This window comes from Streptococcus suis (assembly GCF_902702775.1).
Taxonomy (GTDB): Bacteria; Bacillota; Bacilli; order Lactobacillales; family Streptococcaceae; genus Streptococcus; species Streptococcus hashimotonensis.
In genome coordinates, this window is the sequence record NZ_LR738724.1 from 368585 (window position 1) to 390938 (window position 22354).

At 40.4% G+C, this 22354-nt stretch carries 21 protein-coding genes and 1 other RNA gene; 17 read left to right on the forward strand and 5 right to left on the reverse strand.

What is annotated here, in order from left to right; genetic code table 11:
- Positions 1-99: 99 nt before the first annotated feature.
- Positions 100-807, reverse strand: a complete 708-nt coding sequence (locus tag GPW69_RS01920) for a UTRA domain-containing protein (RefSeq protein WP_074390995.1) — start codon at positions 805-807, stop codon at positions 100-102.
- Positions 808-1006: 199 nt separating this feature from the next.
- On the opposite strand from GPW69_RS01920, the gene GPW69_RS01925 reads away from it, so the two are divergent.
- The 11 genes from GPW69_RS01925 to GPW69_RS01975 all read left to right on the forward strand — a co-directional run bounded on the left by GPW69_RS01925 (position 1007) and on the right by GPW69_RS01975 (position 12119).
- Complete coding sequence (locus GPW69_RS01925; protein ID WP_014637507.1) at positions 1007-1798, forward strand: endonuclease/exonuclease/phosphatase family protein; 792 nt, start codon at positions 1007-1009, stop codon at positions 1796-1798.
- Positions 1799-1831: 33 nt separating this feature from the next.
- Entirely contained in the window at positions 1832-4000 is a 2169-nt protein-coding gene (locus GPW69_RS01930; protein ID WP_074390996.1) for a PTS transporter subunit IIBC, read from the forward strand.
- 108 nt (positions 4001-4108) lie between these two features.
- The gene (locus GPW69_RS01935; protein WP_004194195.1) at positions 4109-4825 is read left to right on the forward strand and encodes a YebC/PmpR family DNA-binding transcriptional regulator; all 717 of its coding nucleotides are present in this window, start codon (positions 4109-4111) and stop codon (positions 4823-4825) included.
- Between the two features lie 398 nt (positions 4826-5223).
- Positions 5224-6072 (forward strand): SAM hydrolase/SAM-dependent halogenase family protein, encoded by an 849-nt coding sequence (locus GPW69_RS01940; protein ID WP_004194192.1) that lies wholly within the window; start codon positions 5224-5226, stop codon positions 6070-6072.
- A 20-nt stretch (positions 6073-6092) separates the two neighbouring features.
- Positions 6093-6641 carry an ECF-type riboflavin transporter substrate-binding protein gene (locus tag GPW69_RS01945; RefSeq protein WP_024401563.1) on the forward strand — a complete coding sequence of 183 codons (549 nt, stop codon included), beginning with the start codon at positions 6093-6095 and terminating at the stop codon, positions 6639-6641.
- Between the two features lie 106 nt (positions 6642-6747).
- On the forward strand, positions 6748-7668 hold the full coding sequence (locus tag GPW69_RS01950; protein WP_074390997.1) for a hypothetical protein: 921 nt from the start codon (positions 6748-6750) through the stop codon (positions 7666-7668).
- 210 nt (positions 7669-7878) lie between these two features.
- A complete protein-coding gene (gene trhO / locus GPW69_RS01955) occupies positions 7879-8862 on the forward strand; it encodes an oxygen-dependent tRNA uridine(34) hydroxylase TrhO (RefSeq protein ID WP_023369456.1) in 984 nt (327 codons plus the stop codon).
- A gap of 119 nt (positions 8863-8981) precedes the next feature.
- Positions 8982-9146: a VOC family protein gene (locus GPW69_RS01960; protein WP_230333937.1), complete on the forward strand. Its 165-nt coding sequence runs from the start codon at positions 8982-8984 to the stop codon at positions 9144-9146.
- 106 nt (positions 9147-9252) lie between these two features.
- A complete protein-coding gene (locus GPW69_RS01965) occupies positions 9253-10926 on the forward strand; it encodes an ABC transporter ATP-binding protein (protein WP_074390998.1) in 1674 nt (557 codons plus the stop codon).
- Positions 10923-11756 (forward strand): energy-coupling factor transporter transmembrane component T family protein, encoded by an 834-nt coding sequence (locus GPW69_RS01970; protein ID WP_024381722.1) that lies wholly within the window; start codon positions 10923-10925, stop codon positions 11754-11756. Before GPW69_RS01965 ends, GPW69_RS01970 begins: the two co-directional genes overlap by 4 nt.
- Positions 11757-11915: 159 nt before the next feature.
- Positions 11916-12119, forward strand: coding sequence for a cold-shock protein (locus GPW69_RS01975; RefSeq protein WP_014637517.1), 204 nt, complete (start codon positions 11916-11918; stop codon positions 12117-12119).
- A gap of 41 nt (positions 12120-12160) precedes the next feature.
- On the opposite strand, the gene rsmG is transcribed toward GPW69_RS01975, so the two are convergent.
- The 3 genes from rsmG to recU are packed head-to-tail and all read right to left on the reverse strand — an operon-like array spanning position 12161 to position 15705.
- Positions 12161-12874 carry a 16S rRNA (guanine(527)-N(7))-methyltransferase RsmG gene (gene rsmG / locus GPW69_RS01980; RefSeq protein ID WP_074390999.1) on the reverse strand — a complete coding sequence of 238 codons (714 nt, stop codon included), beginning with the start codon at positions 12872-12874 and terminating at the stop codon, positions 12161-12163.
- Between the two features lie 58 nt (positions 12875-12932).
- Positions 12933-15107, reverse strand: a complete 2175-nt coding sequence (gene pbp1a, locus GPW69_RS01985; RefSeq protein WP_232051780.1) for a penicillin-binding protein PBP1A — start codon at positions 15105-15107, stop codon at positions 12933-12935.
- Positions 15088-15705 carry a Holliday junction resolvase RecU gene (recU, locus tag GPW69_RS01990; protein ID WP_004194173.1) on the reverse strand — a complete coding sequence of 206 codons (618 nt, stop codon included), beginning with the start codon at positions 15703-15705 and terminating at the stop codon, positions 15088-15090. The genes pbp1a and recU overlap by 20 nt, the downstream gene beginning before the upstream one ends.
- Positions 15706-15770: 65 nt before the next feature.
- On the opposite strand from recU, the gene GPW69_RS01995 reads away from it, so the two are divergent.
- The 5 genes from GPW69_RS01995 to GPW69_RS02015 all read left to right on the forward strand — a co-directional run bounded on the left by GPW69_RS01995 (position 15771) and on the right by GPW69_RS02015 (position 19903).
- Entirely contained in the window at positions 15771-16310 is a 540-nt protein-coding gene (locus GPW69_RS01995; RefSeq protein ID WP_024406404.1) for an SLOG family protein, read from the forward strand.
- A gap of 70 nt (positions 16311-16380) precedes the next feature.
- Positions 16381-16716, forward strand: coding sequence for a cell division regulator GpsB (gene gpsB / locus GPW69_RS02000; protein ID WP_004194167.1), 336 nt, complete (start codon positions 16381-16383; stop codon positions 16714-16716).
- Positions 16717-16854: 138 nt separating this feature from the next.
- Positions 16855-17219, forward strand: an RNA gene (gene rnpB / locus GPW69_RS02005) — RNase P RNA component class B.
- 53 nt (positions 17220-17272) lie between these two features.
- Entirely contained in the window at positions 17273-18439 is a 1167-nt protein-coding gene (locus GPW69_RS02010; RefSeq protein ID WP_044763274.1) for a THUMP domain-containing class I SAM-dependent RNA methyltransferase, read from the forward strand.
- A 9-nt stretch (positions 18440-18448) separates the two neighbouring features.
- Positions 18449-19903 (forward strand): cell division site-positioning protein MapZ family protein, encoded by a 1455-nt coding sequence (locus GPW69_RS02015; protein WP_074391001.1) that lies wholly within the window; start codon positions 18449-18451, stop codon positions 19901-19903.
- A 222-nt stretch (positions 19904-20125) separates the two neighbouring features.
- Here GPW69_RS02015 and GPW69_RS02020 read toward each other — a convergent pair whose 3' ends face one another.
- On the reverse strand, positions 20126-20608 hold the full coding sequence (locus tag GPW69_RS02020) for an S-ribosylhomocysteine lyase (RefSeq protein WP_004194159.1): 483 nt from the start codon (positions 20606-20608) through the stop codon (positions 20126-20128).
- A 129-nt stretch (positions 20609-20737) separates the two neighbouring features.
- On the opposite strand from GPW69_RS02020, the gene GPW69_RS02025 reads away from it, so the two are divergent.
- The gene (locus GPW69_RS02025) at positions 20738-22351 is read left to right on the forward strand and encodes a ribonuclease Y (protein ID WP_024384085.1); all 1614 of its coding nucleotides are present in this window, start codon (positions 20738-20740) and stop codon (positions 22349-22351) included.
- Positions 22352-22354 lie beyond the last annotated feature (3 nt).

The window sequence follows — 22354 nt, forward strand, 5'->3', positions numbered from 1 at the left end:
AATGCAAAGAATGTCTCTGCAAAAGCGGAGACATTCTTTTTATAACTATAGAATTCTAGAAGTTTTATATACTTGGTCGAAAAAATCGAAAGTTTCCTTTTAGCGTTTCGCCATAGAAACAAAGCTAACTTTGTCTGGACGGTAACTAATTGTTCCATACTGGAAAGCTTGACCATTTGAAAGATAGGTGATACTAGTGACCACGACGACCATATCATAGTCTCCTAAGTCCATCAATTGTTTTTCTTCTTCGTTTGCAAAACGGAAGGAGATTTCACGTCTGGAATGAGAAATTGTTAAATGGAGTTCTTCTTCTAAGTAGCGGTAAATAGAGCTTTCGGCAATTTCTTTGCTGAGATAAGGGACGACCCTACGGTCAAAATAGGAAATGTCATATTCCAATCGCTCACCGTCAATTGTCCGTACCCGACTCACTCGATAGAAATCTACCTTATCATCAACTTCGAAAGTTGACATTAAATCTTTCTGGCCTTGAATAATATAAAGCGAAGTAAGTTGGGTCTGAATTTGGTGCTGTGATTTTTTGTTCAATTCGCCCGCTGTTTTAATTTCAGAAAGATACTGGTCCTTCATTAGACCATGTTCGATAACAATAGAAGATTTCCCCTGTTTCTTTTGAATATAACCATCCATTTCAAGAAGAGATAGGGCTTTGCGAATGGTATCCTTGGAGTAGGAATACACTTCCATTAATTCATTTTCTGTCGGTAGGGCCTGTCCAGTTGACCAAACCTGCTCTTCGATTTTTTTCTTAATATCTTGATAAACTTTTTTATACTTACTCATAGTTTCCTGTCTTTCTACCCATTAGTGTATCATAAAAGAGCCAGAAATGGGCAATACATCTATTTTATTTAGTAGAACACACAACTTTTACGTAAAAGTTTAAAATATTACGGAAAAGTTATTGACTAATGCAAACGTTTACGTTATACTATTTATATAAAAAGAAAACGGTTACGCATTTTCAGAGAGAGGGGGAGCAATGAAATTACTAACAATTAATGTCCATGCCTGGTTAGAAGAAAGGCAGGATGAAAAACTAGATGTTTTAGCCCAAACAATAGCTGAAAAGGCTTATGATGTCATCGCTCTTCAAGAAGTCAATCAGCTCATAACTGCTGATTTGGTAACGAAAGACTTGAAGGCGGATAATTATGGCTTGATTTTATTAGAAAAATTAAGAGCCTTGGGACAATTTGACTATTCATATTATTGGAGCAACTCACATATCGGCTACGATAAGTACGAAGAAGGGATTGCCTTTCTTACCAAGTTGCCAGTTTATGAAGTGGATCCATTTTATTGTAGTCAGAATAAATCTGTTGATTCCATCCTATCACGAAAAATTATGGGCTTGACGGTCTTCTATCAAGACCAGTTGATCGACCTGTATTCTTGTCACATCAATCTTCCGGGGAGTGAAGAGGAAGACCAGCTTGATAACATTCGTACGATTGTGGAACGGACTGGCAATAGACGTTTTAAGATTCTCATGGGAGATTTTAATACCGATGCCTTCTCAGATCGAGAGGCCTACGAAGCGATTACAGAGCTAGGGCTTTATGATTCATACAATCTAGCGATGGAAAAAGACCAGGGGATTACGGTTGAAAAGGCTATCGATGGCTGGGCTGGTCACAGTCAGGAAAAACGATTGGATTACATTTTCTTAAATCAGAAAAAGGAAGTTTTATCCAGCTTAGTGATTTTCAATGGAGAGAATCGTCCGATTATTTCAGACCATTTTGGTGTGGAAGTTGAAATTAATGTATAAAATGGCACAGAGCCAAAAAATAAAGGAGAAAAAATGAAAAAATTTCTTAGTTTCGAATTTTGGCAAAAATTCGGTAAGTGTTTAATGGTCGTGATTGCAGTTATGCCTGCAGCAGGTCTTATGGTTTCTATCGGAAACTCTATTCCACTAATCAGCCCAGAATCAGAACTCTTGATTCGTATTGGGAATATTATCGCCCAAATCGGTTGGGGGATTATCGGAAACCTTCACTTGCTCTTTGCCTTGGCTATCGGTGGTAGCTGGGCTAAGGAAAAAGCTGGCGGTGCTTTCTCGGCAGGTCTTGCTTTTATCTTGATTAACTTGATTACTGGTCACTTCTTTGGTGTGACGACTGACATGCTTGCAGATGCAGCGGCAACCGTAACCACTGTTTTTGGAACAGAGATTCCAGTTTCAGGCTACTTCGTCAATATCTTGGGTCAACCTGCTCTGAACATGGGTGTCTTCGTTGGTATCATCGCTGGTTTTGTAGGGGCAACAACCTATAACAAATACTACAATTACCGCAAATTACCTGATGTTTTGACCTTCTTTAACGGTAAACGCTTCGTACCATTTGTGGTTATCTATCGCTCAGTTCTTGTAGCGCTAGGATTAGCTATCTTTTGGCCAGTTGTTCAAACAGGAATCAACAGCTTTGGTAAATGGATTGCAAGCTCACAGGATACAGCACCAATTCTTGCACCTTTTGTTTATGGTACCTTGGAACGTTTGCTTCTTCCATTCGGTCTTCACCACATGTTGACCATTCCAATGAACTATACGTCACTTGGTGGTACCTATGACATCTTGACAGGTGCACAAGCAGGTACACAAGTATTTGGACAAGATCCGCTCTGGTTGGCTTGGATTACAGACTTGATCAACCTCAAAGACGCTGGTGATATGGCTCAGTACAATGACCTTCTTGCAAACATTACTCCAGCCCGTTTCAAAGTTGGTCAAATGATTGGTTCATCAGGGATTTTGATGGGATTGACTTACGCTATGTACCGCAATGTGGATGAAGATAAAAAACATAAGTACAAAGGTATGTTTATTTCTTCAGCACTTGCCGTATTCTTGACAGGTGTAACAGAACCAATTGAGTTTATGTTCATGTTTGCAGCAATGCCACTCTATGTCGTTTATGCTTTTGTACAAGGTGCGGCTTTTGCCATGGCTGACGTTGTCAACTTGCGTATGCACTCATTTGGTAATATCGAATTCCTTACACGTACACCGATGGCGATTAAAGCCGGTATCGGTATGGATGTAGTTAACTTCATTTGGGTAACAGCCCTCTTTGCAGTTGGTATGTACTTCATTGCCGACTTTATGATTAAGAAATTCAATCTAGCAACAGCTGGACGCAATGGTAACTATGATACAGAAACAACAGATGTGGTTTCAAACTCAAACGTAGATACTGCGGATGCCAATTCACAAGTGGTTCAAATCATCAACTTGCTTGGTGGTCGTGATAATATCGCAGATGTGGATGCTTGTATGACTCGCCTTCGCGTTAGTGTTAAAGATGTGGCACAGGTTGGAGATGAAAATGCTTGGAAACAGGCTGGTGCTATGGGCTTGATTATCAAAGACTCAGGTGTTCAAGCAGTCTACGGACCAAAAGCAGATGTTCTCAAATCAGACATTCAAGACTTGCTAGAATCAGGCGTAGCTATTCCTCGTACGGAAATTGTTGCGACAGAAGAAGTTGCTCCTGAGACTCAGTTCAAAGGTGTGACGGAGACAGTTTACTCTGTTGCTGAAGGGCAAGCCATTGCCATCACAGAAGTGAAAGATCCGGTCTTCTCACAAAAAATGATGGGTGACGGTTATGCAGTTGAGCCTAGCTCCGGCAATGTTTACGCACCAGTTTCAGGTATCGTAACCAGTGTCTTCCCAACCAAACACGCTGTCGGTATTTTGTCTGACAAGGGTGTAGAAGTCTTGGTGCACGTCGGCCTAGATACAGTTGCGCTAAACGGTGCTCCATTCTCAGCTAAGGTAACAGATGGTCAACGCGTTGAAGCAGGAGACTTGCTCCTTGTCGCAGATCTGGATGCCATTCGCTCAGCAGGACGTGAAACAACCATCGTTGTTGCCTTCACAAATACTGCTGAAATCAAATCTGTCAGCCTTGGAAATCTTGGACAGGTCAGTCAAGATAGCCAAGTTGCGATAGTAGAGTTGTAAAAAGTAAAAGACAAGTTCATGTGAGCTTGTCTTTTGTTTTTAAAATCTTCTCAATCCTTGCCATTTATGGTATAATAAAGCGATTTTATAAAATGTAGGAGGTTCCCCATGGGACGTAAATGGGCCAATATTGTAGCCAAGAAAACCGCAAAAGACGGTGCTAACTCAAAAGTTTACGCTAAATTTGGTGTTGAAATCTATGTAGCAGCGAAAAAGGGTGACCCAGATCCAGAAACAAACTCAGCGCTGAAATTTGTTATCGACCGTGCTAAGCAAGCGCAGGTTCCAAAACACATCATTGACAAGGCCATTGACAAGGCAAAAGGAAACACAGACGAAACCTTCGTGGAAGGTCGTTACGAAGGTTTTGGGCCAAATGGTTCTATGATTATCGTTGATACTTTGACATCAAATGTAAACCGTACCGCAGCCAATGTTCGCTCTGCCTTTGGTAAAAACGGCGGTAACATGGGTGCATCTGGTTCTGTATCATTCATGTTTGATAAAAAAGGTGTGGTTGTCTTTGCTGGTGATGATGCAGATGCGATCTTCGAATTGCTTTTAGAAGCAGATGTCGAAGTGGATGACGTAGAAGCAGAAGACGGCACAATCACTGTCTACACAGCCCCAACTGATTTGCACAAGGCCATCGTGGCACTTAAAGAATCAGGAATCCAAGAGTTCAACGTCACTGAACTTGAAATGATCCCGCAATCAGAAGTATCACTTGAAGGCGATGACCTCGCAACATTTGAAAAACTCTACGACGCCCTCGAAGACGACGAAGACGTCCAAAAAATCTACACGAATGTAGATGGGTTTTAATATAAAAAAAGTGCTAGTAGCACTTTTTTTATATTAAAAGGTTAGAAATTCCGGGGGACAGTCATTTTTATTAGAAGGTTGGAAATAGAAATCGTCGGCAGACGATTCTCATTGCACGTAGGATGTCCTAAAAGGTTGGAGATTGGAACTGCTGCTAGGCAGTTTTCTTTGTATCCAATTGCTCAAAGACGATAGTTGGTTGGAACTAGAGAGTGGAGGATTTTATCTTAAGTTCGAAGAAGGTACGATGGGAAAATTTGCGGAGTTTTCGGTGGCTGATAGTAGAGTGCTTGACAGATGAGGTATAAGGAAAAACTATAGCCAGGCTTTGGAAATATCTATTTGAATGGTCACGGGTTTTCTGTTATCATAGAACGGTAATAAGATTAGGAGAATGTATGTCAAATAATTTACTTGTTTTACAATCAGATTTTGGTTTAGTTGATGGTGCAGTTTCAGCGATGATTGGTGTTGCTCTCCAAGAATCGAGAGATTTAGTTGTTCACCATCTAACTCATGATATTACTCCGTACAATATCTTTGAGGGTTCATATCGCCTCTTTCAAACGGTCGAATACTGGCCGGAGGGGACAACATTTGTTTCGGTTGTTGACCCAGGAGTTGGTTCAAAACGTAAGAGTGTAGTGGCTTTGACCGAACAAAATCACTATATTGTAACGCCAGATAATGGGACGCTATCCTTCATCAAAAAATATGTGGGGATAAAGGCGGTTCGAGAAATTTCAGAGGTGGCCAATCGCCGTGCCAATACAGAACATTCGTACACCTTCCATGGTCGAGATGTTTATGCCTATACGGGAGCTAAATTGGCTTCTGGACACATTAGCTTTGAAGAAGTTGGTCCAGAATTAAGCGTGGATAAGATTGTGGAAATTCCAACAGTCCCAACGGAAGTTGGTTCAGATTATGTAAAAGGTGCAATTGATATTCTAGATGTTCGATTCGGCTCGCTTTGGACCTCGATTACGAGGGAAGAATTTTACACCTTGCAACCGCAGTTTGAAGATCGCTTTGAAGTGACCATATACAATAACGACATGCTTGTGTATCAAAACCAAGTAACCTATGGCAAGTCTTTTGCGGATGTACGTATCGGACAGCCATTGATTTATATCAATTCCCTCTATCGTGTAGGTGTTGCGATTAATCAGGGCTCATTTGCCAAGGCTTATAATGTCGGTGTAGGTCAAAACTGGCATATTGAAATCAAACGTATTAGTAATTAAAGAAATTTTAGGAGATAGTTATGAAAAATAATTCAATCAAAACAGTCGTTGCTACTGGTATCGGCGCAGCCCTCTTTGTGGTTATTGGTTTGCTGATTAGTATTCCAACCTTTGTACCAAATACCTACATTCAATTGCAGTATGCAGTTCAGTCGCTCTTGTCAATTGTTTTTGGACCAATTGTTGGTTTCTTTGTAGGGCTTATTGGTCATGCCTTTATAGACGCGCTGCGAGGTGGGTCGCCTTGGTGGTCATGGGTTCTAGCCTCAGCAGTTTTTGGCTTGGTGTTAGGTTTTGCTAGAAATCGTCTGCGTATTCAAGAAGGAATTTTTGACGGAAAAGATATTTTTGCTTTCAATATTTTTCAAGTAGTAGCTAACCTCATTGCTTGGGGAATCATTGCCCCAGTTTTAGATATTCTTATCTACAGTGAGGCGGCGAATAAGGTCTTTGCACAGGGACTTGTAGCAGGTATTGTAAACAGTATTACGGTTGCTATTGCAGGGACACTCCTTTTGGCTGTTTACGCAAAATCTCAAACGAAGACAGGTAGCTTGTCTAAAGATTAAGTTTTTATTTTCCCTAGAAAAGATTCTAGGGTTTTTCAATACAAAAAAATACATATATGATATAATAATATAAAACAAACGAAAACATGTGTTCAAGGGGAGAAGTATGGTCTGGACAGAAGAAAAGTTGGGACCGATTATTCATTCTATACTCAATCCTGACGAGGAAGTTTTAAGTCTTTATCAATCGAAAACGACGAAATCAATTTATGGATGCATTCTTTGGAATAGTTATTATTATAAGGTTTTCCGAGTTAGTAACCACCCATCACAATCTACATATAAACAGCCAACTTTTTATGATTTCCATGGCGAATTTTATATGAAGGGAGCGATTCGGACCTATCTTTACCACATGAACAGTTGGTATGAACTTAGTAAGCAAGGCTACTACCTTCTTCTCTTTTTTCAAAAGTTATGGGATGAAAAGCAAGAGGTGGAGGCGAGTTGGCAAAATGGTAGGATGCAGATTCGCTTAGTGGTTGAAGAAGAGGGGTGGCAAGTCCATTACCGTTTTCCAGATCATCAGGCAAGGGAGGTTGAACGCCTATTGGCCTCAGGCATGCTGGTGGCCATTCGCTCCTCCAGAAATTTTATCAAGATACGGACGAGTCGTTTTGTTGCACCGTATATAGCTCTAATCAAACAGCGTCAACTTTATCGAAAAAAGCCGAGTAAAGCTATGCTCCAGTGGGAAAAATATCAAAGTCAACTTATTGAAATCCAAAGGACCTATCGGCTAGTGGAGGAAAGTGCTCCGCAAACTTTTTTTGGACACTGGTTGAATAAGGTCCAACTCTATCTCTGCTCTGCCATTGCCAGCTATTGGGAAGAAGTTATTGAAGGAGTGGAGTGGCAGGAGGCAAGAGCAATCAAAGAGCAAAGGAAAATCGAGAAGCCACATAATCCTATTGAAGATAAATGGAAGGAAAATATTGCTAGACGCCATAAGCGAAAAGTGGACCAACTTATCGGACATGATACCTTGGAAAAACTCCGACAGCTGAAAATAGAATTAGACGACTAAGAAGTTATAGCGAACCTTCAATAAATGCGGTAGCATGTCATCCATGTTACCGTATTTTTTACATATAAGCACTGAACCTGCGAATAGAGGTTCTAAATTTTCAGTTCAGATTTTTGTCTTTTGAGGGGCTAAACGATATAATCGTAAGGTATCATTTATTAGAAATGACAGAGTTTTATCATCTATTGCAAAGATTGAGAAGGAGAAATCATGTCAAAAGACATTCGTGTATTACTTTATTATAAATATGTCCCAATTGAAAATGCGGAAGCCTATGCTGCTGAGCATCTAGCTTTCTGTAAGTCTATCGGACTCAAAGGACGTATTTTGATTGCTGATGAGGGAATCAACGGTACTGTTTCTGGTGACTATGAAACAACTCAAAAGTACATGGACTACGTTCATGCAAACCCATTGTTCAGCGATTTGTGGTTTAAGATTGATGAAGAAAATGAGCAAGCTTTCAAGAAAATGTTTGTTCGTTATAAAAAAGAAATTGTTCACCTTGGTTTGGAAGACAATGACTTTGACAACGATATTGACCCACTTGTAACAACAGGTGCTTATTTGTCACCAAAAGAGTTCAAAGAAGCTCTCTTGGACGAAGATACAGTTGTTTTGGATACACGTAATGACTACGAGTACGACCTTGGACATTTCCGTGGTGCTATCCGTCCAGACATCCGCAACTTCCGTGAATTGCCACAATGGGTCCGTGATAACAAAGAGAAATTCATGGACAAGCGCGTAGTTGTTTACTGTACTGGTGGTGTTCGCTGTGAGAAATTCTCAGGCTGGATGGTTCGTGAAGGCTACAAGGATGTCGGCCAGCTCCACGGTGGTATCGCAACCTATGGCAAAGACCCAGAAGTTCGTGGCGAATTGTGGGATGGTAAGATGTATGTCTTTGACGAGCGTATCGCGGTCGATGTTAACCATGTTAACCCAGTTGTCGTTGGTAAGGACTGGTTCGATGGCACACCATGTGAGCGCTATGTCAACTGTGGCAATCCATTCTGTAACCGTCGTATTTTAACATCAGAAGAGAATGAGCACAAGTATGTTCGTGGCTGTTCAGCTGAATGTCGTGCTCATGAGCGCAACCGTTACATTTCTGAAAACGGCTTGACTCGTCAAGAATGGGCAGAACGCTTGGAAGCGATTGGGGAAACTCTGACTCCAGCAAATGCTTAGTAATACCAAAATTGCATTGAAAAATCAGTGCAATTTTTTTGTGCAATCAGAATTCTTTATATTTTTTCAGTCCATTCTATACGAAGCCTATCAATTAGAAAAGAGAAGGAGATGAAGTCTTGATTTCGCTTAATGTGGCGAGTAGGGAAGAAGTGGATAGACTTATCGAGCGTGTTGAAGCAAATGGTGGGCAAATTGCAGATCGCTCGACAGATGCCCATGGCTTTTATGGAGCAAGTTTTACGGACCTTGATGGGCATCATTTTAATGTGATTGTGAGGTAAGAAGGTAGAATTCATCTGCTCTAGAATCATGGATGAAGGTATTTGAAAAGGGAGAAACTGATGATTCTTCCTTTTTTTCAGAGTCAATTTACGCTATAATAGTCCTATGAAAAAAATCATTGAGTTTAAAGATTTTACATTTAGATACCAAGCGCAACAGGAACCCACTTTAAAAGATATTCAGTTAACGATTTATCAGGGAGAGAAAGTTCTGATTATTGGGCCATCTGGTTCAGGAAAGTCGACGATTGGACAATGTCTTAATGGTATTATTCCCAATATTTACAAGGGAGAACATAGCGGAAGTTTACTATTGGATGGTCAGGAAGCTTTTAATCTTTCGGTTTATGATAAGTCCTTGCTCGTATCAACGGTTCTTCAAGACACAGATGGTCAATTCATTGGCTTATCAGTTGCCGAGGACCTAGCATTTGCTTTGGAAAACGACATGGAAAGCCAGGTGGTGATGAAGCAAAAAGTAGGGGATTGGGCAGAAAGACTGTCTTTGACTGATTTGCTGGCACATCGACCACAAGATTTATCTGGAGGTCAAAAGCAACGTGTCAGTCTGGGCGGAGTTCTTATTGATGAGAGTCCTATCTTGTTGTTTGATGAGCCACTTGCTAATTTAGATCCCAAATCGGGCCAAGATACGATTGATTTGATTGACCGTCTGCACAAGCAAGAAGGGACCACAACCATTATTATCGAACACCGTTTAGAGGACGTACTGTATCGTCAGGTGGACCGAGTTGTATTGATTAATGACGGTCGGATTTTGTTCAATGGAGGACCTGATGATTTATTACGTACCTCATTGTTACAGGAAAACGGCATCCGTGAACCCTTATATCTATCGACTCTTCGCGCCTTAGGATATCCGATTGCGCAGGCAGAACACCTCTCCTCAGTTTGGGAAATTGATATTGAGGCTTTGAATATAGCGTCCCTACCGACTCTACACTTTGAAAATGGAGAGAAAGAGGCTTTGTTAGAAGTCAAGCATCTTCATTTTTCCTATCCTAACAAACAAGTTCTTACAGACATTCAACTGACGATTCATAAGGGGGAACGTCTAGCTATTGTTGGAAAAAATGGTGCTGGGAAATCTACTTTAGCCAAGGTGCTTTGTGGTTTTATTCAGGGTGAAGGTGAGATTCTCTGGAAGGGGCAGTCAATCAAAGAAGATTCTGTTAAAGAGCGAGCAGAACGGATTGGCTATGTTCTTCAGAATCCCAACCAAATGATTAGCCAAACGATGATCTTTGATGAGGTTGCCCTTGGTTTGCGCATGCGAGGGGTGATAGAAGAAGAAATCGAACACCGAGTTCACCATATTTTGAAGGTATGTGGTCTGTATCCGTTTCGTAATTGGCCGATTTCGGCACTTTCGTATGGGCAGAAAAAACGGGTAACGATAGCATCTATCTTGGTTCTCAATCCAGAAATTATTTTGCTAGATGAGCCAACAGCAGGACAAGATCAACGACATTATCGGGAAATGATGGAGTTTTTGGACCAATTAAATGCTCAAGGACACACCATTGTCATGATTACCCATGACATGCAACTCATGCTAGATTATTCAGATAGAGCTGTTGTTGTGGTGGATGGGCAGATTATTGAAGATACCAGTCCAGCAGAAATTTTATCTGATGATACGGTGATTGAGCGAGCCAATTTAAAAGAAACATCAATTTTTCACTTGGCGGAGAGGTTGGGAGTTAATCCTTTAGAATTAACCACGTTTTATATGCAGGAAGAAAGGAGAGGAAGATGAGTCAACAAAAACTAATTGGTTACCATCCAGGAACTGGCTTTATTCATAGTTTATCGGCTGTCAGTAAATTACTCTTTTTTCTCATAGTTTCCATTCTTGCTATGATTACTTATGATACCCGCTTGATTCTTTTTATCGCAGTATTTTCTCTAGCCTTGTTCAAAATGTCAGGGATTCGTTATAAAGAAATCTCTCTTGTTTTAATTCTGACGATCATTTTTGCTGCAATGAATGCCCTGATGGTTCACTTGTTTGCACCACGGTATGGAGTGGAACTTTACGGAGCAGACACTCCCTTGCTATCAGGTCTGGGAGTTTATTCCTTGACGAGTCAGCAAGCATTTTATCTGGTAAATCTTCTCTTGAAGTATTTTTGTACAGTTCCTTTAGCGATTATCTTTCTCATGACCACTCATCCTAGCCAGTTTGCTTCCAGCTTGAATCAAATTGGGGTATCCTACAAAGTTGCTTACGCAGTCAGTTTGACCATGAGGTATATTCCAGATATTCAAGAAGAGTTTTATACGATTCGAATGTCTCAAGAAGCGCGTGGTTTGGAATTGTCCAGGAAAGGAAAATTGATGGATCGTATAAAAGGGAATCTATCCCTTGTCATTCCTCTGATTTTCAGCTCCTTGGAGAGGATTGATACGATTTCAACGGCTATGGAATTGCGGCGTTTCGGAAAAAATAAAAAAAGAACATGGTATACCCAACAGCCTCTACAGAGAATAGATTACGCTGTCTTGCTATTTATTCTTGCTCTAGTAGTGGTGACAATCTATCTATTTTTTGTTAATCAGGGTCGATTCTATAATCCGTGGCGATGATTATTGAGTTTATTGGGCTTATCAACCCTTTATCGTTGACATATAGGAAATATACTGTTACAGTAGGGAATGTAAATAAATTTAGAGTTTAAGTATCAGTTTCATCTTTTGTTTTTCCTCTTGATAAGTTTTACAAATAAATAAAAAGAGGTAACACAAATGGTACAAGGTACAGTTAAATGGTTTAATGCAGAAAAGGGATTTGGTTTTATTGCTCAAGAAAACGGTCCAGATGTATTTGCACACTTTTCTGAAATTCAATCAGATGGTTTTAAGTCGCTGGAAGATGGTCAGAAAGTGACATTTGAAGTAGAGCAAGGCCAACGTGGTCTTCAAGCAACCAATATTACAAAAATTGGATAATAAAAGAGCGGGTTTCTTAGTGAAACTCGCTTTTCTTATGTTTAAAGAGGTCTTTTATTTGGCATACCAGCTTTGCGTGGAAACTTATTTGGAGTTTCCTTTTTCTTTTCGACGATGGTCAATGTTCGAGGGTCGCCATTTGGAAGAGTATAGTCGTGGTTTTCGATGACTTTTGCGAAGAGGAGATTGAGTGCATTTTTTGCCTGGGTCAATTCATCTTCTGCGCTGGACGCCTTGAGTGCGATTAATTTTCCGTTGAGCTTCAAATAAGGGATAGTCAATTCAGAAAGAATCTGCATGCGGGCAACTGCGCGTGCTGTGACAAGGTCAAATTGTGCACGGAAGTTCTTATCTTGTGCAAAGTCTTCTGCACGACCATGATAGAAATGAACACCTTCGAGCTCTAGTTCTTCGGCAAGCAAATGTAAAAAGTTAATTCGTTTATTAAGAGAATCAATGATGGTAACATCTAGTTGCGGAAAGATAATCTTCATAGGTAGGCTAGGAAATCCAGCTCCAGCTCCAATATCTAAAAGCCGAAGAGGTTCGTTCTGAATATGGCCTTGCAGGATTGGAGCGACAGAATCGTAGAAATGCTTCAGATAGACTTCGCTTTCCTCGGTAATAGCTGTCAGATTGATTTTTTCATTCCATTCCACCAATAGTTGGAAATAGCGATGAAATTGATGTTTTTGTTGGTCAGTTAATTGAATACCTTGGTCTGCCAAGGTTTTATAAAATACTTCAGGTTTCATAATCTTATCTTATCATAATTTAAGCAAAAGAAAAACCCAGAAGAGTCTGGGAATTTTCTTATTGACCATCTGTCTGTCCCGTTGCAGGATTGTTTCCTGTTGTTGCAGTTTCAGTTGAAGAAGTTGCAGTCTCGGTTGAAGTTCCAGATGATGTTTCGCTTGATGTTGTCGTCGCTTCGGTTGTTTCACTAGTTTCAGTCGAACTAGAAGAACTTGTACTAGTGCTAGTGTACGTATTATAAGCATTGGAGAGTGAGCGACTACCTCTGAGATAGTAGTTGGAACCGTAACGTACGAGTCCGCTTGGCATCTCCCAATCGGTAGCTGTATAGTCCGAATGCATAAAGAGCATCATATTGTGGTAGACATCTGTTGCAATTCGCATGCTGTTATCAAGGATAGGAGTCATACGATTGGTATATCCGGTCCAAACAGCCATTGCATACTGACTAGAATATCCAACAAAGTTTTCATCAGGAACGACCATGTAGCTATAATTTGCTTCTGGAATTGAAGCTAGAATAGTATCCGTTTCGCTATCGGTATAGTTTGATGTACCTGTTTTACCTGCCATAGGAACTCCACTAACAGAAGCGTTTAATCCATAACCGTAAGACATAACAGCCTTCATCATATCGGTCATCATGTAGGCTGTTTCGGCAGACATGACTTGAGTCCCTTGAGGAGCGTATTCTGTTACTGTTCCGTCACTAAAGACAATTTTATTGACATACTGCGGAGCGTAGTATGTGCCGCCATTGGCAAAAGCGGCGTAGGCAGCAGCCATCTTTTCACTACTTGCCCCATACTGGCTACCAGTGTCGGATGTATTACTTGAAATAGCATTAGAGTAATGAATATCTGGGTAATCGATACCAACGCTATTCAAAAATTTCAAGGCATTTTCTAAACCTGTAGTTTCCAATGCTTTAACGGCTGTAACATTTCGAGAATACTGAATAGCAGTCTTAACAGAGATATTACCATAGTATTGTTTATCCCAGTTATTGACAGGAGTTGTTGTACCAGGATAATTATAAGGACCGTCTAAGATTAAATCTGCTGTAGATGTATAAATTCCGTTTTCAAAAGCAGGAGCATAGTCTGTGATTGGCTTCATTGTAGAACCGAAGTCGCGGTTGGTTTCAACGGCTTGGTTGGTACCAAATGAGACGTTTGTCTCCTGTTTACGACCACCTAATTGCGCAACGACTTTACCATTAGAAACATCCACAACCGTTGAAGCTACCTGTAATAAATCATCTGGATAGCTGACATACATATCTGTATTGTAGATATTCCAAAGTTGTTGCTGGGCGGCAGGATCGACGTTCGTATAGACATCCATCCCTGTTGTCAGCAAGTTGTAACCTGTTTTTGCTTCAACTTCTTCAACGACTTGTTTCAGATAGTTGTCCATATAAGCAGGATAAGCAGCTGCATTAGATAATGGTTGCAAACCATCTGTTACAGGTGTTAGAACAGCTTGTTCATACTGGGTATTATCAATGTACTTTTCTTCCAGCATCTCAGCCAATACCAAATCGCGACGTATTTTTGCATCTTCTGGATTGGTATAAGGATCATATTGGTTTGGCGCTTGAGGCATTCCTGCTAAAAGAGCTAATTGAGGAAGAGTCAAATCTTTTAACTCTTTTCCATAAAAAGCAAGAGCAGCAGTCTTCATACCGTAATTACCATTTGACATATACACCTTGTTGATGTAGTAGGTCAAAATCTCTTGTTTGGTATTGCGACGTTCCAATTGAGTAGCCAGCCAAGCCTCTTGAATTTTCCGTTTTAGATTTTGATCTTCTACGGATGTCGAGAAATAAGTCAGCTTGATAAACTGCTGGTCAAGTGTCGATCCACCCTGCAAACGTCCCCCGCTCAAGTTATTAATCAGGGAACCTGCAATACGAATCACGTCAACCCCTCTATGATTGAAGAAGCGTTGGTCTTCGATTGCGACAATCGCATTTACCAAGTCTGTTGGAATTTCCTCAGTCTTAGCACTCGAACGTTTTTCTGCTCCTAAATCTGCAATAAGATTTCCGTTCTTATCGTAAATTTTACTTGATACAGTTGCTGTCAAAGATTCTTCTGTCAATTCTGGAGCGCTTTGGATGTAGTAAACAACCAATGCAGCTCCGGCCAGGCAGGCAATGATAGCCCCCGCAAGTAAAATATTTGCAGTGATTAGAAGAGCTTTTTTAATTGTTGTAGTTTTCAAAAGATTCACCACCTAATAGATTTTTTTCAACGATTTCCAGATATGGGATGCTGGGGAAACGCCCCATTTGAATCTCAAAGCCGTATTGTCGAATAAAGGTTAGAGGCATCGACTTACTACCCATGTCTACTTGATAAAATTCGATCAAATGAGTGGCTGGCAAGAGATAGGTTTCTTTTAATGTTGAAAAGTGAAGAAGGACAAAACAAATGCCACCTTGTTTTACAACCTGTTTCATGTGTTCGATCTGATGCGCATGAAAATTTTTCATGGGCATGGATGCTTTTTGGCGTGTCTCTTTCGCTTCAAAATCAATATAATGTCTTTTAAAAACACCAGAGTAGTCTGTGGTAGATGCCTGTCGAAAGTATGCCTCGACAATCTTAGCACGGCTCCGTTTGGGGTAATCAACTTTTACAATTTGCACGGGAGTTGGCTTCTTGTGAATGACAGCAATGTCGTGCGCAAGGTAATATTGATTGCTATCGTTGATAGCGGCCTCAAAAGACATTCCGCGATTAGCAAAGTTTACTCGCTGGGATGAAATAGGACTGGTTCTATTGATTTTTTTTGACACCTTATGAGGATAATTGACCATAGAACTCCTTCTTGATAAAATAATATCAGCATATTATACCATAATTAGCGAAAAGAGTACAAGAAATGGATACTAAGAGCCTTTTGGTAACAGGTTATAGACATACAGACCTGGGAATTTTTTCAGAAAAAGATCCTCGACTGCACATTATTAAATCTGCAATTCGTAGGAATTTTATTCGTTTTTTAGAAGAGGGTGTTAGTTGGTTTATACTGACAGGTCAATTGGGCTTTGAATACTGGGCCTTAGAAGTCTTAGAAGATTTACGAGCCGAGGGGTATCAACTGAGTATTGCAACAATATTTCCATTTGAAAATCATGGCGAACAGTGGAATGAGGCTAACCAAGCAAAGTTAGCACGGTTTAAGCAGGTTGATTTTGTAAAGTATGCCTATCCACGCTATGAAAACCCAGGGCAATTTAGAGACTATAACCAGTTTCTACTGGATAATACGACAGGTTGTTATTTGTTTTACGATTCTGAAAATGAAACCAATTTGAAATATTTATATCACATGGTCTTAAAGAAAGAAGGATATAATAGAAAAACGCTTACCTTTGAAGAATTGAATGAGGAGGCTGAAAATTTTTCAAATTCTGAGTGATTTGACTTGATTTTTCCCTATTTTTTTTAATATAATAGGAGTAGTGACGTTTTAGATTAGGGAGAGAGAGATGGCAAGTATTAAATTTACGACAAAAGATATTTTCGAGCAAGATTTTAAAATTGGTTTTCGTGGCTATGACCAAGATGAAGTGAACGATTTTCTTGATGATATTATGAAAGACTACGATGCTTATGAAGCGATTATCAAGGAATTAAAAGGCGAAATTGCTCGATTGAAAGCGCAGGCAGCAAATTCTCCCAAAACAACTCTTCCTACTGAAGAATCAAACGACGTATTGCGTACAGAACGTCCATCTTCAGCGACAAACTTTGATATTCTCCGCCGTCTGAATCGTCTGGAGAAAGAAGTATTTGGAAAACAAATCGTTCAGGATCAAGAATAGAAAATTGTACACCTAAACTGACACTTTATTCGCAGTTATTTTCTTGTGCACAAATGTATTCTGTATTTGTGTCAAGGACATTCCTTGATTTAAAGTGGCTTGCTTTGTAGATACAACTTCTAAGATAATTAAGGTGCAATTTTTGGATAATCGCGTGGTAGTTTTCTACCATGAGGAAAGTCCATGCTAGCACTGGCTGAGATGCCAGTAGTGTTTGTGCTAGGCGAATCAATAAGCCTAGGGACGCCCTTGGGCGTTACGGCGGTTAAAATGGCTAAGTCTTTTGATATGCCAGAGTAGATCTGAAAGTGCCACAGTGACGAAGTTTTTATGGAAACGTAAAAAATGGAACGCGGTAAACCCCTCAAGCTAGCAACCCAAACTTTGGTCGGGGCATGGGATGGATGGAAATGAACAGAAATCCTGACTGTTTAGACAGTAGACAGATGGTTATCGAAGGTGGTAGAACCTAGTACCACCGGAACAAAACATGGCTTACAGAAAATTGCATAAAATAGGTAGCTAGCTCTGCTAGCTTTTATTGTAGAGGAAAAAAATGAAAAAACAATTTGAGTTGATTGCAACGGCAGCAGCTGGTCTGGAAGCAGTTGTGGGTCGAGAAATTCGTAATCTCGGCTATGAATGTCAAGTGGAAAATGGCCGTGTTCGATTCCAAGGAGATGTAAAATCCATTATCGAAACCAATATCTGGCTACGTTCAGCAGATAGAATTAAAATCATTGTTGGACAATTTCCAGCAAAGACTTTTGAAGAGTTGTTCCAAGGAGTTTTTAACTTGGACTGGGAAAATTACTTGCCTCTAGGCTGCAAGTTCCCTATTTCCAAGGCCAAATGTGTCAAATCGAAATTGCATAATGAACCAAGTGTGCAGGCTATTTCTAAGAAAGCAGTTGTTAAGAAACTGCAGAAACACTTCTCTCGTCCCGAAGGGGTTCCCTTGCAAGAGGTGGGGGCAGAGTTTAAAATTGAAGTGTCGATTTTGAAAGATGTGGCGACAGTCATGATTGATACGACAGGTTCTAGTTTGTTTAAACGTGGTTATCGGGTGGAAAAAGGTGGCGCCCCAATCAAAGAAAATATGGCAGCTGCTATTTTGCAATTATCGAATTGGTATCCAGATAAACCGCTGATTGACCCTACTTGCGGATCGGGAACTTTCTGTATTGAGGCAGCTATGTTGGCCAAAAATATAGCCCCAGGTTTGAAGAGAAGTTTTGCATTTGAGGAATGGCCGTGGGTTGAGGATCAATTGGTGGCTACATTACGCAAAGAAGCGCAGGCTTCTATCAAGGCAGATTTGGTATTAGATATTGCTGGATCAGATATTGATGCTCGTATGATTGAAATTGCGAAGAAGAATGCATTTGCGGCAGGAGTTGAGCAGGATATTGTTTTCAAGCAAATGCGTGTACAAGACTTGCGTACAGATAAAATTAATGGTGTCATTATTTCTAATCCACCTTACGGAGAACGTTTGTTGGATGATGAAGCCATTGTTACCCTGTATCGAGAAATGGGGCAGACTTTTGAACCACTCAAAACATGGTCTAAGTTTATTCTAACTAGTGATGAGTTGTTTGAAACCCGTTTTGGACAGCAAGCGGATAAGAAACGCAAACTGTATAATGGTACCCTAAAAGTGGATCTTTATCAATTTTTTGGTCAACGAGTGAAACGTCAAGTGCAAGAAGTGCAAGGATAGGAGGACATCGTGGGAGAAAAAAATAGTCATCATCTTCCTTTGGATGAGGAGAAAGTTTTAGATTTTGAAGTGGCGAAAGATTTAACAATCGAAGAAGCAGTCAAAAAACATAAGGAAATTGAAGCGGGTGTGACAGAAGATGATGGTCTCTTGGATCGTTATATCAAGCAACACCGCGCAGAAATTGAATCTCAAAAATTTGAAACCAAAATCAATCATCTTCCTTTAGTTGAGGTAGCTGATGAGGAAAAAAATCAAGGACATGAAAGCGCGGAAGAGGTAGAAGCAAATGAGTCTTCTCTTACGGAAGTTAGTGAGGAGATTGTTCCTATTGTAGAAGAACTTTCGGTAACTCCGATGGAAACCTTGGAAGAAACAGTGATTGCAAGTACTGTAGCAATGGAGGGGTTATCTCCAGTGGCAGATGATTCTAGTTTAGAATTGGAAGAAGATGAGGCCGAAGACTTGGACCATAGTGAGGGCGTAGATAGGGACCAGAAAAAGAAATTTTACTTCTGGTCAGCAGTAGGGCTTTCAATGATTGGTGTAATGGCGACGGCGCTGGTTTGGATGAATTCGGTTAACAAATCGAATACTGCGACTTCTTCAAGTTCAACAAGTACAAGCCAGACGTCATCGACAGCATCAAGTTCGACAGATGCGAATGTGACCGCTTTTGAACAGCTCTATAATAGTTTCTTTACGGATAGTAGTTTGACCAAGCTAAAAAATTCAGAGTTTGGTAAATTAGCAGAACTGAAAGTGCTGTTGGAAAAATTGAATAAGAATTCGGACAGTTATACCAAAGCTAAAGAACAGTATGATCATCTTGAAAAAGCCATTGCAGCCATTCAGGCCATTAATGGTCAGTTTGATAAGGAAGTCGTTGTTAATGGTGAAATTGATACAACGGCGACGGTTAAATCAGGAGAATCTCTTTCTGCGACAACGACAGGGATTAGTGCGGTTGACAGTCTATTAGCATCGGTCGTGAATTTTGGTCGTTCACAACAGGAAGTCGCTTCAGCTCCGGTAGCAAGTGAGGCTGCAGTCACAAGCAACCAAGGTGCTGATGAAACTGTATCTACTGGTGTACCAGCGACAACAGAAGTCGCTTCAACAACGGTTTCAGGCTCAACAACCGACTTTGGTATTGCCGTGCCAGCAGGTGTCGTCTTGCAACGTGACCGCAGTCGTGTTCCTTATAATCAAGCAATGATTGATGATGTAAACAATGAAGCATGGAATTTCAATCCAGGTATTCTTGAAAATATTGTGACTATCTCGCAACAGCGTGGGTATATAACAGGCAATCAATATATCTTGGAAAAAGTTAATATTATCAACGGCAATGGCTACTATAATATGTTTAAACCAGATGGGACCTACTTGTTCTCTATAAATTGTAAGACAGGCTACTTTGTCGGCAATGGTGCTGGTCATTCTGATGCCTTGGATTATTAAACAAAAAAGCGGTTTATCCGCTTCGGATTGAAGAAAAAGTCCATTTTAGACAGTTTTCTTCAATCTTTTTTTCTTTATGTTGAAAATAAAAAAACTCTCAGAAACGCCGAAATATCAATGTTTCTAAGAGTTTAATGACTTGCTGTCTTTCGCAAACTTCTTCAATTTTTTTATATTTTTAGGAGTTTGTCTACGTTCTGAGCGGTTTAGCCGCTTTTTTTGTTAGATTGGTTTTCTTTCAAAGGCATCGGTAGAGATTCCTTGAGAAAGGATTAGTTTGGCCCATTCTTTAGCTGAATGAAGGCTGTGGTCTTTGTAGTTACCGCATGATTCAATGGTTGTTCCAGGAACATCCTCCCAAGTGATACCTTCTGCAATTTCTTCCAAACTCGACTTAATGACTTGAGCAATCTTTTCAGAGTCTTGTTTTCCCCACATAATCATGTGGAAACCTGTCCGACACCCGAAAGGAGAGCAGTCGATTAGCCCGTCGATGCGCTGGCGAATTAGTTTAGCTAATAGATGCTCGATGGTATGTAGACCAGCTGTATCCATTGCATTTTCGTTGGGTTGGATAAGGCGAATATCAAAGTTTGTAATAATGTCTCCTTTGGGTCCGACTTCTTCAGAAATTAAGCGGATGTAAGGTGCTTTTACAATAGTGTGGTCTAGCTCGAAGCTTTCGACAGTGACTTCTTTTTTCATGTTTTCCTCCAAATAAGTGATGAATTTATTATACCATATTTGACAATTTGGAATTGTGAAATCGTTTCAAATATGATAAAATAGATACAGATTTTGTGAAAATCGAATTATAAAAAAAGAGGTAGAAATATGGATATCATTACAGTAGTAGTGACACTTGTTTCTGCTCTCATTGGTTTAGTATTAGGTTACTTTGCCATTTCTTTGAAGATGAAATCTGCAAAAGAAACTGCAGAATTGACACTTTTAAACGCAGAACAAGAAGCTAGTAATGTTCGTGGTCGAGCGGAAGAGCAAGCTGAGGTTATTCTAAAAACAGCTGAGCGCGATCGCCAGACCTTGAAAAAAGAATTACTCTTGGAAGCTAAGGAAGAAGCTCGTAAGTACCGAGAAGAAATTGCAGAAGAATTTAAGTCAGAACGTCAAGAGTTGAAGCAAATCGAATCACGCTTGACAGAGCGGGCGACTAGCTTGGACCGCAAAGACGATAATTTGACCAACAAGGAAAAGACTTTGGAACAAAAGGAACAAAGTCTGACCGATAAAGCTAAGCACATTGATGAGCGTGAACAAGAAGTTGTAAAACTCGAAGAACAAAAAGCTTTGGAGTTAGAACGAGTGGCGGCCCTTAGTCAAGAAGAGGCGAAGGAAATCATCCTTACCGATACACGTGATAAATTGACGCATGAAATTGCGACTCGTATCAAGGAAGCAGAGCGTGAAGTAAAAGAACGTTCTGACAAGATGGCAAAGGACTTGTTAGCCCAAGCGATGCAACGCATATCAGGTGAATATGTGGCTGAGCAGACGATTACATCGGTTCATTTACCGGATGATGCGATGAAGGGACGGATTATTGGACGTGAGGGTCGAAATATTCGTACCTTTGAAAGTCTCACAGGTATCGATGTTATCATTGATGATACGCCAGAAGTGGTTGTTCTATCAGGTTTTGATCCGATTCGCCGTGAGATTGCCCGTATGACCATGGAGACCTTGCTTCAAGATGGTCGTATTCATCCAGCTCGTATTGAGGAGTTGGTTGAGAAACACCGTGTAGAGATGGATAACCGTATTCGTGAGTATGGGGAAGCTGCTGCTTATGAAGTTGGGGCACCAAACCTTCATCCAGACTTGATTAAAATCATGGGACGTTTGCATTTCCGTACCTCTTATGGACAAAATGTTCTTCGCCACTCAATCGAAGTTGCTAAATTAGCAGGTGTACTTGCTGCTGAATTGGGCGAGAATGTGAATTTGGCACGTCGAGCTGGTTTCCTACATGACGTTGGTAAAGCTATTGACCGTGAGGTGGATGGAAGCCACGTTGAAATTGGTACAGAATTGGCTAAGAAATATAAAGAGAATCCAATTGTTATCAATGCGATTGCTAGTCACCATGGCGATGTAGAAGCGACAAGTACTATCGCAGTCATTGTGGCTGCGGCAGATGCTCTGAGCGCTGCTCGTCCAGGTTCGCGTCGTGAATCTATGGAAGCCTACATTAAACGTCTGCAAGACTTGGAAGAAATCGCCAACAGTTTTGAAGGGATTAAACAATCCTATGCTATTCAGGCTGGTCGTGAAATTCGGATTATCGTTCATCCTAACAAGGTCACTGATGATCAGATTACCATCTTGGCCCATGATGTTCGTGAGAAAATTGAAAATAATCTGGATTATCCAGGAAATATCAAAATCACAGTTATCCGTGAAACAAGAGCAACAGATGTTGCTAAGTAAATG